14 protein-coding genes are annotated in these 14,570 nt (G+C 76.2%); 8 read left to right on the top strand and 6 right to left on the bottom strand.

The features are described from left to right. Position 1: 1 nt before the first annotated feature. Positions 2-931 (bottom strand): diacylglycerol kinase family protein, encoded by a 930-nt coding sequence (locus O7604_RS23150; RefSeq protein WP_281577753.1) that lies wholly within the window; start codon positions 929-931, stop codon positions 2-4. A gap of 115 nt (positions 932-1,046) precedes the next feature. On the opposite strand from O7604_RS23150, the gene O7604_RS23145 reads away from it, so the two are divergent. Genes O7604_RS23145 through O7604_RS23125 form a run of 5 tightly spaced genes read left to right on the top strand, consistent with a single transcriptional unit; the run spans position 1,047 to position 8,126 of the window. Continuing rightward, positions 1,047-2,753, top strand: coding sequence for a sugar ABC transporter permease (locus O7604_RS23145; protein ID WP_281577752.1), 1,707 nt, complete (start codon positions 1,047-1,049; stop codon positions 2,751-2,753). A 46-nt stretch (positions 2,754-2,799) separates the two neighbouring features. Continuing rightward, on the top strand, positions 2,800-3,348 hold the full coding sequence (locus O7604_RS23140; protein WP_281577751.1) for a hypothetical protein: 549 nt from the start codon (positions 2,800-2,802) through the stop codon (positions 3,346-3,348). A gap of 12 nt (positions 3,349-3,360) precedes the next feature. Further along, positions 3,361-3,906: a hypothetical protein gene (locus O7604_RS23135; RefSeq protein ID WP_281577750.1), complete on the top strand. Its 546-nt coding sequence runs from the start codon at positions 3,361-3,363 to the stop codon at positions 3,904-3,906. Between the two features lie 8 nt (positions 3,907-3,914). Beyond that, entirely contained in the window at positions 3,915-5,336 is a 1,422-nt protein-coding gene (locus O7604_RS23130; protein ID WP_281577749.1) for a hypothetical protein, read from the top strand. Positions 5,337-5,384: 48 nt separating this feature from the next. Continuing rightward, a complete protein-coding gene (locus O7604_RS23125) occupies positions 5,385-8,126 on the top strand; it encodes a LuxR family transcriptional regulator (protein ID WP_269705880.1) in 2,742 nt (913 codons plus the stop codon). 5 nt (positions 8,127-8,131) lie between these two features. Here O7604_RS23125 and O7604_RS23120 read toward each other — a convergent pair whose 3' ends face one another. Then, complete coding sequence (locus O7604_RS23120) at positions 8,132-8,710, bottom strand: TetR family transcriptional regulator C-terminal domain-containing protein (protein WP_281577748.1); 579 nt, start codon at positions 8,708-8,710, stop codon at positions 8,132-8,134. A 70-nt stretch (positions 8,711-8,780) separates the two neighbouring features. Here O7604_RS23120 and O7604_RS23115 point away from each other — a divergent pair, with 70 nt between their 5' ends. Next, positions 8,781-9,326 carry a hypothetical protein gene (locus O7604_RS23115; protein WP_281577747.1) on the top strand — a complete coding sequence of 182 codons (546 nt, stop codon included), beginning with the start codon at positions 8,781-8,783 and terminating at the stop codon, positions 9,324-9,326. Between the two features lie 30 nt (positions 9,327-9,356). On the opposite strand, the gene O7604_RS23110 is transcribed toward O7604_RS23115, so the two are convergent. From O7604_RS23110 to O7604_RS23095, 4 genes are all read right to left on the bottom strand, one after another. Then, positions 9,357-10,583 (bottom strand): low temperature requirement protein A, encoded by a 1,227-nt coding sequence (locus O7604_RS23110; protein ID WP_281577746.1) that lies wholly within the window; start codon positions 10,581-10,583, stop codon positions 9,357-9,359. A gap of 166 nt (positions 10,584-10,749) precedes the next feature. Further along, positions 10,750-11,574: a Sir2 family NAD-dependent protein deacetylase gene (locus O7604_RS23105; protein WP_281577745.1), complete on the bottom strand. Its 825-nt coding sequence runs from the start codon at positions 11,572-11,574 to the stop codon at positions 10,750-10,752. Continuing rightward, positions 11,571-11,858 carry a DUF1905 domain-containing protein gene (locus O7604_RS23100; RefSeq protein WP_120569760.1) on the bottom strand — a complete coding sequence of 96 codons (288 nt, stop codon included), beginning with the start codon at positions 11,856-11,858 and terminating at the stop codon, positions 11,571-11,573. Before O7604_RS23100 ends, O7604_RS23105 begins: the two co-directional genes overlap by 4 nt. Positions 11,859-11,862: 4 nt before the next feature. Further along, on the bottom strand, positions 11,863-12,507 hold the full coding sequence (locus O7604_RS23095) for a DUF998 domain-containing protein (protein ID WP_281577744.1): 645 nt from the start codon (positions 12,505-12,507) through the stop codon (positions 11,863-11,865). Positions 12,508-12,639: 132 nt separating this feature from the next. Here O7604_RS23095 and O7604_RS23090 point away from each other — a divergent pair, with 132 nt between their 5' ends. Both O7604_RS23090 and O7604_RS23085 read left to right on the top strand, forming a co-directional pair. Continuing rightward, positions 12,640-13,923, top strand: a complete 1,284-nt coding sequence (locus O7604_RS23090; protein WP_269705869.1) for a histidine kinase — start codon at positions 12,640-12,642, stop codon at positions 13,921-13,923. After that, on the top strand, positions 13,911-14,570 hold the full coding sequence (locus O7604_RS23085; protein ID WP_269705868.1) for a response regulator transcription factor: 660 nt from the start codon (positions 13,911-13,913) through the stop codon (positions 14,568-14,570). The genes O7604_RS23090 and O7604_RS23085 overlap by 13 nt, the downstream gene beginning before the upstream one ends.

The raw sequence follows: 14,570 nt of genomic DNA, 5'->3' as shown, positions 1-14,570 counted from the left end.
GTCAGTGGTCCGGGCTGTCGGAGCGGGCCATCAGCCGCAACGCGTTCGGGTCCAGGCCGATCCGGACCGGCGTCTGCCCGTACGGCTCCCCGTCGACCTCGATGCGGGCCGGCCGGTCGGTCTCCAGCCACAGCTGGCGTACCGCCAGGAACGGCTCGTCGCCGAGCGTGCGGCGGTGGCCGGCCGCCGCGTTGCGCGCCGTCTCGCGCAGCAGCCCGCGCCGGGTCGGCCCGCCCACCGGGTACGCGACCAGCAGCCGGTCGTCGGCGGTGGCGTCGGCGGTGATCGGCCGGCCGGCGTGGAAGCCGCCGTTGGCCACGTACACCTGGTGTGTGGTGAAGGTGTGCTCGCGGCCCTCGGCGCGGACTGTCACGGCCAGCGGCCGGTGCCGGGCCAGCAGCCCCAGCCCGGTCATCGGGTACGCAAGCCGCCCGGCGACCCGCTTCAGCCCCGGCGGCGCGGACTGCATGATGTCGGCGGACAGCCCGATCCCGACGTGGTTGGTGAACCGGGTGTCGCCGATCAGGCCCAGGTCGACGTCGATCACCTTGCCGCCGGTGAGCACGCCGATCGCGGCGTCCAGGTCGAGCGGGACGCCGACGGTACGGGCGAAGTTGTTCGTGGTGCCCAGCGGCAGCAGGCCCAGCGCGACGTCCCGGTGGGCGAGCAGCCGGGCCGCCGCGCCGACGGTGCCGTCACCGCCACCGGTGACCAGCAGGTCCGGGCCCAGGTCGGCGGCCTCGGCGAGCACCCGGTCCAGCTCGCCGGGCCGGTCCACCGGGTACACGCCGAGCAGCGTGAACCCGGCCGCCCGCAGGCGCGCGTGGACGGTGTCGTAGAGGCGCCGGCCCCGGCGGGAGTGGGCGTTGACCACCAGCGCCGCCCGCCGCCGTTCCCGGATCGCCGTCGACAGCTCCTGCTTGGTCCGCACTGTTGCGACAGTAGCCGTCCCGGCGCGGCCGTGGGCCGGTCACGCCGAGGACGTTGACAGGGTTGGTTATCGTCGCGGCGGCCGTGATCGTCGATCTTCGAGGGTGGATGTCCCGATGAACCAGCCGGCAGCGCCGCAGGTGACAGCGTCAGTGCCCCCGCTCACGCCGCCGAGCCGTCCGGGGAGGGCCCTGATCGGGCTGGCCCTGGTCGTCCCGGCGGTGATCGCCTGGATCTGGTCGTACGTCCTGCCCACGCTGTCCACAGTGGCTCGCAGCTTCCAGGCGGACGGGCTGCGCCGCCCGTCCGAATCGGCGGGTGCGGGGAACTACGAGGTCGCCTTCACCTCCGGGTTCGTCGGACAGGTCGGGTTCGCGGTGCTGCTCAGCCTGATCCCGCTGACGGTGGCGCTGCTCGCCGCGCCGCTGCTCGCCGTCCTCGCCGACCGGGCCGGCCGGGCCGCCCGCCTGGTCACCCGGGGCGTGCTGGCCCTGCCGCTCGCCGCGTACGCGCCGGTCGCGGTGTACCTCGGCCGGCGCGCTGAAGGCATCGAGAACGGCACCCTCACCCAGGATCTGCAGTCCCCCCGGGCGTTCCTCGTCTCGGCGCTGGCCCAGGTGACGTTCGGGCTGGTCGTCGCGGTGGCCGCGACTGTCTACCTGAGCGCGCTGCGCCGCCGCGAGCCCGACCAGCGGCCCGCGCCGGCCATGCTGGCCGTCGGCGGGCTGCTCGGCCTGGGCGTCCTCGCCGCCGCCCTGCAGACCTACACCGCCCCGTACATCCTGACCGGCGGCGGGCCGCGCGGCGACTACACGGCGACGCCGGTGTTCACCGCCGCGCAGACCTCGTTCCGAACGATGCGCCTGGGCGTCGGATCGGCCACGTCGACGCTGCTGCTGGTGCTCCTCGGGCTGCTCGGGCTGGCCGCGGTGGCGCTGATCCTGGCGACCCGGCTGCGCATCGAGTTCGACGGCTGGCGCGACCGCCCGGCCGCCCGGGAGGCGGAGTCCTACTCCGGCCGCCGGCCGCTGCTCGTCGGGCTGACCGCTGTCGCGCTCGTCGTCGTCCTCGGCGTGACCGTCTGGGCGTCGCTGCCGTGGCTGCGGAACCTCTCCTCCGACACCGGGCCCCTGCCCCGGGGGGTCGAGACCTCGAACCTGTTCGCCAACACCTGGGTGCCGCCGCTGCTGTCCACACTCGTCGCGGTGACGCTCGCCGCGCTGGCCGGATTCGGGATCGGCGCGCTGCGACCGCTCGGACGCTGGAGCGAACTGCTGCTGGTGCCGTTCGCGCCCTGGTTGTTCGTCGGCGCCGGCCCGCTGGCCATCGCCAATTTCGAACGCACGATGGAGCGCGAACAGCTGGGCCTGTTCCTCGGCCTGGTGCCGCCGACCTGGCTGTCGGTGCCCGCGCTGTTCGCGTTCACGCTGCTGTTCCGGGGCCAGCACGAGCGGTGGCGCTCCGGCGGTGGCGCCGGCCGTACGCTGCTGCTGCCGGCACTGCCGATGCTGGCCGTGACCGCGTTGCTGACCTGGCTGGCGCACGCCCAGTCGCCGCTGTGGGCGACGTTGGTGGGTACGCGTCCGGACAGCCTCACCGCGCCCGCGCTGGTGACGATGATCGCGAGCCGCGCTTTCGGCGGCGGCGGTGAGCTTCCGCTGGGCCTGATCCTGCCGCTGCCGATGCTGATCCTGTTCGTGGTGCTGTTCGTCGCGCTCATGATCGGCTACGTGGATCGGCTCGCCATCCGGGTGGGGCGGCGCAGCGGCGCGGACGCGCCGCCGGTGGGGTCGGGCGAGCCCGTCGGCAAGGTCACCGCATAGGGAAACCCCCGATTACGGCCGGTGACGGCGCGCCTAGCGTCGGGCCATGGCAACTGACGCGCTCACACCGGTCCGGACTGTTCGTTCCCGCCGCGCCCGCCTGGCGCTACCGCTGCTGCTGCTCGCCCTGCTCGCGCCGGCCGGGTGCGACTCCGGCGGGATCGTCGACAGCGGCTCGGCCGACACCGCGGCGGACGAGGACGGCGGCGACACCGACGCGGGCGCGGTGGGCGACGTCCGCCCGCCGTGCCCGTTCACCGCCGCCCAGGTCGCCGAGCTGGTCGACCGGAAGCTGCGCGACGAGGGCAACTGCTCGTTCGGCGACGGCATCGCCCAGCTGGCGGTCACCACCGCATCGGCCGCCGCCGGCAAGGCCACCTACGACTACCAGCACGACCAGGCCGGCCAGCAGTACGAGAAGGTCGTCGACCTGGACCGGGGCGAGCGGGGCTACCTCGCCGTGAAGGACGTGCGCGGCGAGGCGGTGCTGATCGACGGCAAGGGCACGTACACGGTGACCATCAGCAGCTTCGAGGGCGGCACCGCAGGCAACGAACAGATCCTGCGCCGCGTCCTCGACGCGATCCCGGCCTGAGCGGGGGCAGGCGTGCGAACCCGAGGACTGGTCGCGCTCGCGTTGACCGCGACCCTGCTCACCGCGTCCGCCGGTTGCGGCGGCGACGAACCACCGCCCGCCGGTGGCGCCGCGCCCGGTGCGGGCGCGCCGGTGGCGGAGCCGACCGGGGAGGCGCCGGCCGAGCCGAGCACCGAACCGGTGGACGACGCCGCCGGGCCGGACGCCTGCGCGCTGGTGTCCAAGGCCGACGCCGAACGTCTCGCCGGTACGCCGCTGGACGAACCCGTGGTGGCCGGGCAGTCGTGCACCTACACCGGTCCGACAAGCGGGCCGACCGCCCAGGTCGAGGTGTTCGTGGGTGACGGCGCCAAGAAGTACCTCGACATCGAGCGACAGCTCGAGCACGAGATCCGTGAGCTGGCCGGCACGGCCGACGAGGCACTGCTCACCGCGGAGGCGTTCTTCCTGCGCAAGGGCGACCTGTGGGTCGCCGTACGGCTGGTGCGGCTGAACGACCCGCAGGAGAACCGGGCGCCGCTGGAACGGCTCGCCCGTACCGTCGCCGGCCGGATGTGACGGCGGCGGTGCGCAGCCGTCGGCTGCTCGCGGCCGGCGTGGCGGTGCTGCTCGCGGTGACCGGCTGCGGCGGCCCCACACCCGGCCCGGCCGACGCCGCCGACGACGGGCAGCCCCGGTACGGGCAGGCCCCGGTGCCGGGGAAGGACGTCACGCTGCAACCGGACGTGGTGCTGGTCGGCGGCGGCAGCCGGACCGTGCGGTCGGTGAGCCCGGACGGGCTGATCTGGCGGCTCGATCCCGGTGCCCGCGACGCCGACCGGCTCGCGCCCGGCCGGGTCATGTTCCTCACCGGACGCGGCGTGGGCCGGGTGCTCGACCTGGCCGAGGACGGCGGCGACCTGGTCGTCACGATCGGCCCGGTCACGCTCACCGAGGTGATCCGCGACGGCACGTTCGGCGGGGACGGCGTCACCCTCGACAGCCCGACCGTCTACGTGGCGGGTGAGCCGTCGTGGACCCGGGAGGTCGCGGCGGCCGGCGGCACGCTCGGCCGGTCCCGTCCGCTCGCCGTCGCGCCCGCGCAGCCGCCCCCCGCGCCGGGTGGGCAGGCCGCCGCCGGCGCCCACGGCTACCGGGTCCGGACGTTCTGCTGCGCCGGTGGCGTCGGCACGCACTTCACGTACGACGACGGCGGCCTCCGGGTGGCCGGCACCGTCACGCTCACCGTCGGCCGGCCCACGGCGTCGTTCCATCTGGCCATCGGCGCGGGCAAGGTCAACCGGGCCGAACTGGAGATCGGTGGCGGCTTCGGCATCAAGGTGGACTTCACGGCCGGCATCGACGGCGGGCAGAACCACCGCCGCACGTTCCCGGTCCCGGTCGACATCGCGTTCCCGATCGGGCTGGTCGCCGGCCTGCCGCTGTCGTTCACGGTGAACCAGACGTTGGAGGTGGCCACCGCGTTCGGCGCCAAGCGGGGCACGTTCCGCGGCGCCGGGGAGTACGCGCTGGTCGGCAAGCTCGGGTTCGGCTACGTCGGCGGCCGGGTGGGCTCACGCGTGACGGAGGGCTTCGCCCGCCGGGTGAGCCTGCTCGACTCGCTCACCGGCGTGCCGGTCGGCGTGATGGGCCTCGTGGTCCGGCACGGCGTGCGGTTCACCATGGGGATCAGCGCGTTCCTGTTCACCGCCGGGATCTGGTTCGAGCTGGTCACCTCGTACGGCGCCACTATCGGTTCGGCGCTCGGCGCCCCGTACGCGCTGTGCCGGGGCGTCGGGCTCGGTGTGCACGCGCGGTTCGGGATCGGCTACCGGATCCTGGAACCCGTCGTCCAGGTGATCAACAAGTTCCTCAGCCTGCTCAGCCCGTCCCGGGCACCACGGATCCCGCCGATCGTGGCGTCGGGCGGGCCGAGCTGGAGCGCCACCGTGTACCGCAACCAGGAGGTGATCCCGCCCGTCTCGATATGCGGACAGCTTCCGGGCTAGGCCGCGCCGACGCTGGGTTCGCGGGCGCGGCTGTGCCACCATCCCGCCATGGACGCCGCACTGGTCGGCCGCGACGCGGTCGTCGAGCGGGTGTGGCGTGCCCTGACCGCCGGTACGCCGGTGCTCCTCGACGGCCCGAGCGGCATCGGCAAGACCGCGCTCTGGCGGGCGGTGGTCGCCCACGCCGGGCGGACCGGCTGGCGGGTGCTGTCCGCCGCGCCCACCGAGGCCGAGAGCGCGCTGCCCTACGCGGCTCTCGCCGACGTGCTGCGCCCGCTCGCCGACGCGCTACCACTGCTGCCCGCGCCGCAGCGGGTCGCCGCCGACATGGTGCTGCTGACCGGCGAGCACGACGACGCGGTGGACGAGCGGGCGGTGGGCGCCGCCACCCGTACCCTGCTCGACGCGGCGGTCACCGAGGCGCCGCGCGTCCTGCTCGCGGTGGACGATCCGCAGTGGCTGGACCCGCCGAGCGCCCGGGCGCTGCGGTTCGCGCTGCGCCGGCTGACCCGGTGGCCCGCCGTCCTGGCCACCCACCGCACCGGGGACGGCCCGCCGGTTCCGGTGCCGCTCGGACTGGACGACGACCCGACCGGGCGGCACCGGCTGCTGCGTGCCGACGTGCCCCCGCTCACCCCGGCGGACCTGCACCGCGTCCTGGCGGCCCGGCTCGGCGGCACGCTCAGCCGTCCGCTCACCGACCGGCTGGCCCGCGACGCCGACGGCAACCCGCTGCTCGCCATCGAGCTGGCCCGGGCGGTGCTGCGGCTGCCCCGCCCACCGGCCCACGACGAGGACCTGCCCGTACCGTCGTCGCTGCGCCTGCTGCTCGCCGAGACGCTGCGGGCGCTGCCCGGCCCGAGCCGGGACGCGGTGCGGCTGGCCGCGCTGCTGAGCGTGCCGACGCTGCGGGACCTGGCGGCGGCGGGCGTGCCGGCCGGCGCGCTGGACGCGGCCGAGGACGCCGGGCTGGTCGTGGTCACCCCGAGCCGGGTCGACTTCGCACACCCCCGGTACGCGGCGGCGGTGCGCGAGAGCATCCCGCCGGGGGCCCGGCGACGGCTGCACGCGCTGCTCGCCGGCGCGGTCGCCGACCCGGACGAGCGGGCCCGGCACCTGTCCCGGTGCACAGTGGCGCCGGACGCCGCCGTCGCCGCCGACCTGGCCGCCGCGGCGGCCCGGCAGCGGATGCGCGGCGCGTCAGCGCTCGCCGCCGACTGGTACGCCCGGGCGGCCGAGCTGACCCCGCCGTCCGCCACCGCCGACCGCAACCGGCGCCGCCTCGACGCGGTGCAGTGCCGCATCGACAGCGGCGACTACGCGGCGGCCGGGCGGGCCGCCGAGGCGGCGGCGGGCGAGCTGACCGGCGCCGAACGCGGCGAGGCGCTGCTGTTGCGCGCGCTCGTCGCGTGGTGCGCCGACGACCTGGTCACCGCCGTCCGCGTCGCCGAGCAGGCGCTCGCCGCCGCCGGGCCGGACGGCGACCTGGCCGGGCGGATCCACACGCACCTGACCATGTTCCACGACCAGCCGGAGCCCGCCCGCCGGCACGCGCGGGCCGCGATCGCCCGCCTGTCCGACCGGGACGAGCACCGCCCGCTGCTCACCGCCGCGCTGCTGCTGCTGTTCTTCCACGAGGTACGCGCCGGCGGCCCGGCGCCCACCGACCTGCTGGACCGGGCCCTGTCACTGGAGGACGGTGAGCCGTCCTTCCTGGCCGGTTCGGTGCCGGCGATCTGGTGGAAGTCGGTCGACGACCACGACCGGGCTCGGGCCCGGCTGCACCTGATGCTGGACCTGGCGGTGGCGCGCGGCGACGACCCGCTGCGGCACGAGGTACTCACCCACCTCGGCGAGACGGAGCTGCTGGCGGGGCGCTTCGCCGAGGCCGGTACGCACATCGCCGCCGCCCGTGATCTGGGTGAGCAGCTGGGCACCGGGCTGGTGGGCGAGAGCTGGCTGGCCGGTGTGCTCGACGCGCACCGGGGGCGGCTGGCGCAGGCGGGTGCCGCGGCCGCCGGGCTGCGCCGCGACGACGACCTCGGCGACGCGTGGAGCCGGCGACTGCACCACCAGCTCACCGGGCTGGTGGCGCTGGCCCGCGGGGAGTGGGCCACCGCCGCGACGGCGTACGGCGCGCTCGCGGCCGACCTCGACGGGTCGGGCATCGCCGAACCGCTGGGGCAGCGCTTCGAGCCGGACTGGATCGAGGCGTGCGTGGGCGCAGGTGACCTGGACACCGCCCACGCCGCGCTGGACCGGCTGGCCGGGCGCCACCGCAGGCTGCCGCGCCCGTGGACGACGCTCGGGCTGGCCCGCAGCCGGGTGCTGCTGGCCGGGGCGACCGGGGCGGATCCGGGCGAGGCGCTGGACGCGCTGACGCGGGCCCGGGCCGCGGTGCCGGAGACGGTGCTGCCGCTGGACCGGGCCCGCTGCCTGCTCGCCGCCGGGCGCGCGTACCGGCGGGTGCGGCGACGGCGGGAGGCGCGGGCGGCGCTCGACGCGGCGGCGGCCGAGTTCGACGCGCTCGGCGCGTCCGCGTTCGCCGACCGGGCGCGGGCGGAGCTGGGCCGCATCGGTGCCCGCACTCGGGCCCCGACGGCGCTGACCGCGACCGAGGAGCGGGTCGCCCGGCTCGCCGCCCGGGGCCAGACCAACCGGCTCATCGCCGACGCGCTCTACATCAGCCCGAAGACGGTGGAGGCCAACCTGGCCCGGGTCTACCGCAAGCTGGGCATCGCCAGCCGCGCCGAGCTGGGCGCGGCGATGGGCCGCCCGACGGGCGACTGAGGCGGTCAGGACGCGGCGAGCGCGTCCAGGTGCGCGCCGAGCAGTTCCCGGGCGCGCGCGGGCGGCATCCGATCGGGGTACAGCAGCGCGTGCAGCGCGAGCCCGTCGAGCAGGGCGTGCAGCCCGGCGACCGCCTCGGGGTCGGCGGCCGGTTTCCCGGTCAGCAGCGCGACGGCGAACTCGGCGGCGCGGCGGATGCCGTCGTCCGCGTCGGCCATCCGGGCCCGCGCCGCCGGGTCGGTCTGGGCGCGCGCGGCGAGCAGCAGCCACACCTCGGCCTCGCGGACGCGCTGGCGGTCCAGCGGCAGCAGTTGTTCCAGGATCCGCTGGGCGACCTGGCGCGGGCTTCCGCTGCGGTCGCCGGTGGCGATCCGCTCGGCCGCCTCCGCCTGCACGTGTTCCATGGCGAACACCAGCAGCTCGGTCTGGGTGGCGAAGTAGTGCCGCAGCGCGCTCGGTGACCAGCCCGCCTCGGCCGCGATGCTGCGGACGGTGGCGGCGCCGACGCCGTCGCGGTAGACGACCCGCCACATCGCCCGCGCCAGTTCGGCACGGCGCGCGCCGTGGTCGACGATCTTGGGCACGGGCCCCTCCGGAGGCTGGTTGACGGCCGCTGTTACGGTTATCGCACAGCGTACTAAAAAAGGGGGTCGGATGCTCGTCGCAGTGATCGTCGGATGTGAGGTGGCGTTCTGGGTGGTGCTGCTCGCCGGACTGATCGCCCGGTACCCGCTGCGCCGGCCCCGCCTCGGCGCCGCCCTGCTGATCGCCGTGCCGGTCGTCGACCTGGTGCTGCTGGCCGCCACGATGATCGACCTGCGCCGGGGCGCGACCGCCACCTTCGCCCACGGCCTCGCCGCCGCGTACCTCGGGTTCTCGGTGGCGTTCGGGCACAGCATGGTGCGCTGGGCCGACGAGCGGTTCGCGCACCGGTTCGCCGGCGGCCCTCCCCCGCGCCGGGCCCCGAAGTACGGGATGGCGCGGGCCCGGCACGAGTGGCGCGAATGGGGCAAGGGCATGATCGGCTGGGCGGTCGCCTGCGCGGTGCTGCTCGCCGGCATCGCCGTGGTCGGCGACACCGACCGGACCGCCGAACTGTGGGCCTGGGCCGGCCGGCTCACCGTGGTCATGGCGGGCTGGCTGGTGTTCTGGCCGGTCGCGTACACCGTCTTCCCGAAGCGGGCGCCGCGCGGCGCGTGAGGCTCACCCGCCACGCCCGGTGATCCGGCCTCAGACCGGTTGATGCGCGTCGGTGACCGTCGACCGCCCGGCGGCGGACGGCTCACCGCGCCGATCGACGGCGATCGCGACCAGCAGCAGCCCGGCCAGCGCCGCCAGCGCCAGCGCCGGCGGCAGTACCGTCCCGAGCGCGACCAGCGGCAACGCCGCACCGGCGACGGCCAGCCGGGCCGCACCCACCGGCTGACCGGTCAACCGCCGGAACAGCAGCCGTCCGGCCAGGTAGACGGCCGCGCCGCCGAACAGCGCCACCGCCGCCGAGCCGTTCAGCCGGGGCCCGGCCTGCGGATCGGCGACGTGCTCCAGCACCTGTTCGACGCCGAGCGCCAGGAAGATGACGCCGGCGACGAGCAGCAGATGGGTCTGGCTGTAGGCGTCCGCGGCCATCCGGTCCCGCTGCGCCGCCGGTGCGGTGGCGAGCGTCCGGGCCGCCGCCGGGGACGTGCGGCGAAAGTAGAGCCACCAGAGGCAGACGGTCACCACGAAGGCGACGAGCGCCACGGCGAGGACCGGCGGCTCGGTGACCGCCGAGGCCGCGCCCACCCCCGCGGCCACCAGCGACTCCCCCAGCGAGATGATCAGCACCAGGCCGTACCGCTCGGCGAAGTGCGTCGGGCTGCGCAGCGGCCAGGCGCCCCGGCGGGCGTACGACAGTCGCTGCCCGGCCACCTCGATCGCGAAACCCAGCACCCACAGCGTCGCGTGCGCGGCGCCGTCCAGCAGCGCGCCGAGCAGCAGCGGCACCCAGCCGGCGGCGCTGACGAACGCGAAGAACCGGATCCGGGCGCGCAGTTCCGGGTCACCCGCCGCGGCCCAGTGGAACAGCGTCAGGTGCACCACGCGCAGCACCACGTAGGCCAGCACGACGATCAGCGGCCCGTCCAGCCCCGAACCCGGCGTCCACGCCTCCGGCATGGCGAGCGCGGCCAGGAACAACGCGGCCATCGCGACCAGGAACCCGCCGCGCACCACCCCGACGTCGGCGGGCGTGTGGTTGCCCAACCAGGTGTACGACAGCCACGCCACCCAGAGCAGCACGAGCAGGAGCAGCCCCTTGGCCATCCCGGCCGGGGTCGGGTGCGGCTCGATCAGCGCCATGATCCGGGTGAGCGCGAAGACGAAGACCAGGTCGAAGAAGATCTCGAAGGGGGTGACCCGGCGCTGGTCCGGCCCCGGCCGGGGCGCGTGCAGCCGTCCTCGTACCCGTTCGCGTGCCACGTCCGCCGCCCTCCGCCGGTCCACCTCCTGCGCCGACGGTAGGCGGCCCCGGACGGGCGATCTGGCGATTCCCGCGATCACGCCCGGCTCGGTGCGCCGGACCGGTGCCCGGGCGGCACGACGAGGCGGCGCGGCCGGGTTGTCCGGCCGGGCGGCGGCGGGCAGCTCAGCCGGCGTCGGCGTCCGGCCAGGCGGCGCGGACCAGCGCGGGCAGCACCTCGCCGGCCGGGCCGCGCAGGTTCACCGCGCAGATCGCGTCCAGCGGCGTCGGCACCGGGTTCACCTGCACCACGGGCGCGCCGAGGCGGGCCGCGACGAGGGGGATCTCGGCGGCCGGGTGCACGAGCGCCGAGGTGCCCACCGTCAGCAGCAGGTCGCAGCCGGAGGCCGCCTCGACCGCCGCGTCGAGCGCGGCCGCTGGCAGCGCCTCGCCGAACCACACCACCCCGGGCCGTACGGGCGCGCCGCATCCGGCGCAGGCGGGCGGGGTCAGCGGCCCGTCCCGCGGTTCCGGCGCATGCGGCTCCGGCCCGCCGGGCGGTTCCGCCGCGCCGGAGCGCGGCGGCAGGTCGGGTGGCAGCGGCGCGGGCCGGGCGCAGGCCGAGCAGCGGGGCGCGAACAGGCTGCCGTGCAGGCGTACCGGAGCGGGCACCCCGCCGCGCTCGTGCAGGTCGTCGACGTTCTGCGTGATCACCACGGTGTCCGGCAGCCGGGCCGCGATCGCCGCCACCGCCCGGTGCCCCGGGTTCGGCTCGGCGCGGCGCACCCCGCGCCGGCGTGCCTCGTACCAGCCCCAGACCAGCGCCGGGTCGGCCCGGAACGCCGCCGGGGTCGCCAGCTCCTGCGGGTCGTACCGCTGCCAGAGCCCGGTCTGGGCGTCCCGGAACGTCGGCACGCCGCTCTCGGCCGACATGCCGGCCCCGGTGAACACCACCGGCCGCCGCGCGGCGGCGAGCAGCCGGCCCGCCTCGGCGAGCTCCGGCCCGGTCACACGTCCACCGTCAGCCGCACGTCGACCCGGTCGCCCAGCTCGATGCCCTCGGCCCGGCGCGCCGCGACCCGCAGCGGCACCACGTACCGGCCGTCCTTCGGCCACAGTGACGTCCGCCAGTCGGTGTCACCGATGCGGACCGTCACCGGGATCATGCCCCAGCCGTAGGTGACCGACGCCGAGGCGGCCTCGATCGCCGCGCTCTGCTCGTCGGGCACGGTGACGAAGTGGTACGGCGCCGGGCCGCGCCAGAACCACACCTCGCCGCTGAACGCCAGCTCCATCCGGTCAGGATAGGGGCCGGGCCCGACGAAACGGGAGCAGCCGCAGCCCGGCCGTCGTGACCCAGGCGAACAGCGGGAACACGGCGACACGCTCCATGCCGCCCACACCGATGCCGGTGTCCACCCGGGCCAGGAACAGCACGGTGCCGGCGAGCCCGAGCAGGCCGAGGACCGCGCTGACGGTCCGCAGCTGCCGCAGCAGCGGCGACCGGCCGGCGAGGGCGGCGGCGAGCAGGGCGGCGTTGCCGAGCGCGAAGACCAGCAGCGCGCCGAGCACGTGCCGGTTCTCGTCCACGTCGGCCGGGTAGAGGCCGGCCAGCACGTACCCGGATCCGGCGGCCACTGTCGACGCGACGGCGACGGCCGCGGCGGGGCCCGGGCGCAGCGCCCGGTGTGCGAGCAGCGCGCCGAGCGCGAGCAGCAGCCCGGTGCCGACGAAGACGGCGTTCATGGCCGGATGCCACGGCGAGCAGACCGGGCGGGGCCGGCTGGTGTCCCACACACCGCAGGTCACGTTGCCGAGGTCGCTGATGTTGTGCTCGGCCCAGCTGAACCCGGGCTGGTCCCAGGCCAGGCCGACGACCACGTTGGCGACCAGGAACGACACGGCGGCGAGCAGCCAGCAGGCGCCCGCGAGGCGGTTTCTCATCCGCCGATCGCACCGCCTCGGGGCACCCCGGCGCACGGGGCGTGGCGGGCCGGTTCCGGGTAGGGCCAGACCTACCCGGAGAGGGGCCCCAGCCGGCTGGGTAGGTCTGCGTGGCCTGGCTAGCGTCGGGCCATGACCATCGATCACGGGCTGGCGGCCGCGTTGCGCGGTCGCCGCTACCTGCTCTCCGCGTGGCCGTGGCGGACCCTGGCGTACGCCGCCACGACGCTGCCCCTGGCCGGCGCAGCGGCGCTCGGCGCGGCGGTGGTCGCCGCACCGCTGCTGCTGGTGGCCGGCGCGCTGCGGCAGGGCCGCCCGGTCGACGCCCTGGCGCTGGCGGTGCTGGCCGTGCTGGCGCTGGCGGTGGTGGCGATCGCCCCGCTGGCCGCCGCGCCGGTGGCAGCGATCGAGCGGTGGCGGCTCGGCCTGGTCGACGACCGGCCGGTGACCGCGCCGAGGTGGCGCGGAATCGCCGCCCGCCTCACCACCGCCGACGGGTGGCGAGAGGGCGCGTACCTGGCGGTGCTGGGTGTGGCGGTGCCGCTGGCGTACGGGATGTTCGGTCTGCTCGTGCTAGTGGACGTGGCCCTCGTCGCCGGTCCGTGGCTGGCCGACGGCGAGGACCGCATCGTGCTGGTCTGGGCCACTGTCGGCTCCCCCGCCGAGGCGGTGCCGTACGCGGTCGCCGGCCTGCTGGCGGTCCCCGCGCTGGTCTACCTGGCCGGGTTGCTCGTCGCGGCCCAGGCGGCGGTGGCCCGCCTGCTGCTCGACGGCGCGCCCGGCGGTACCGCGCTGCGTGAGGTGACCCGGTCCCGGGCCCGTCTGGTGAGCGCCTACGAGGCCGAGCGCCGCCGCGTCGAGCGGGACGTGCACGACGGCGTGCAGCCGCGCCTGACCAGCCTCACCCTGCAGCTCGGGCTGGCCCGCCTCGACGTGCCGGACGACTCCCCGGCGGCGAAGCCGCTCGCGGCGGCGCACGAGCAGGCCAAGGAGCTGATGGTGACGTTGCGCGGGATCGTCCAGGGCATCCGCCCGCCGCAGCTGACCGAACTCGGCCTGGCCGCCGCCGTCGGCGACCTGGCCGCACGGTCGGTCGTCCCGGTCACCGTGCACGCCGACCTGACCCGCCCGGTGCCGGAGCTGGTGGAGACCACCGCCTGGTACGTGGTCTCGGAGACGCTCGGCAACGTCGCCCGGCACGCCGGAGCCGGCCGGGCGCAGGTACGGCTGACCCGTACCGACCGCCTGCTGGTGGTGGAGGTGCGCGACGACGGCCGGGGCGGCGCCGATCCGGCGCGCGGCACCGGCCTGACCGGGCTCGCCGACCGGGTGGCCGCGGTGGACGGACGCCTGTTGCTGTCCAGCCCGCCCGGTGGGCCTACCCTCGTGCGGGTGGAGCTGCCGTGCCGTCCGTGACCCGGGTCGTCCTGGCCGAGGACGAGGTCCTGCTCCGGGAGGGCCTGGTGGGCCTGCTGACCCGGTTCGGCTTCGCGGTGGACGCCGCCGTCGGCTCCGCACCGGAACTGCTCGACGCGGTCCGTACGCACCGGCCCGACCTGCTGGTCACGGACATCCGGATGCCGCCGCAGCACCGCGACGACGGCCTGCGCGCGGCCGTCGCGCTGCGCGCCGAACGCCCGGACCTCGCCGTGGTGGTGCTCAGCCAGCACGTGCAGAGCGGGTACGCCGCCGCGCTGCTCGACAGCGGCGACGGCAACCGGGTCGGCTACCTGCTCAAGGACCGGGTGGCCGACGTCGAGGAGTTCGCCGCGACGCTGCGCCGGGTGGCGGCCGGCGGCACCGCCGTCGACCCGGACGTGGTGCGGCACCTGCTGCGCCGTCCGCGCGACCCGCTCGGCGCGTTGTCCCCGCGGGAGCGGGAGGTGCTGGGCCTGATCGCCGAGGGCCACTCCAACAGCGCGATCGCGGCGCGGCTGCACGTCACCGAGGCGGCCGTGGGCAAACACGTGGGCAACATCCTGGCCAAGCTCGGTCTGCCGCCGGACGAGGACACCAACCGGCGGGTGCTCGCCGTGCTCGCCTACCTGCGCGCGGCGGGCTGA

The organism is Micromonospora sp. WMMA1947, from assembly GCF_027497355.1.
In the GTDB taxonomy this organism is placed as follows: Bacteria; Actinomycetota; Actinomycetes; order Mycobacteriales; family Micromonosporaceae; genus Micromonospora.
Note: the sequence above shows the minus strand (reverse complement) of the source record. Positions and strands in the feature narration are given on the sequence as shown.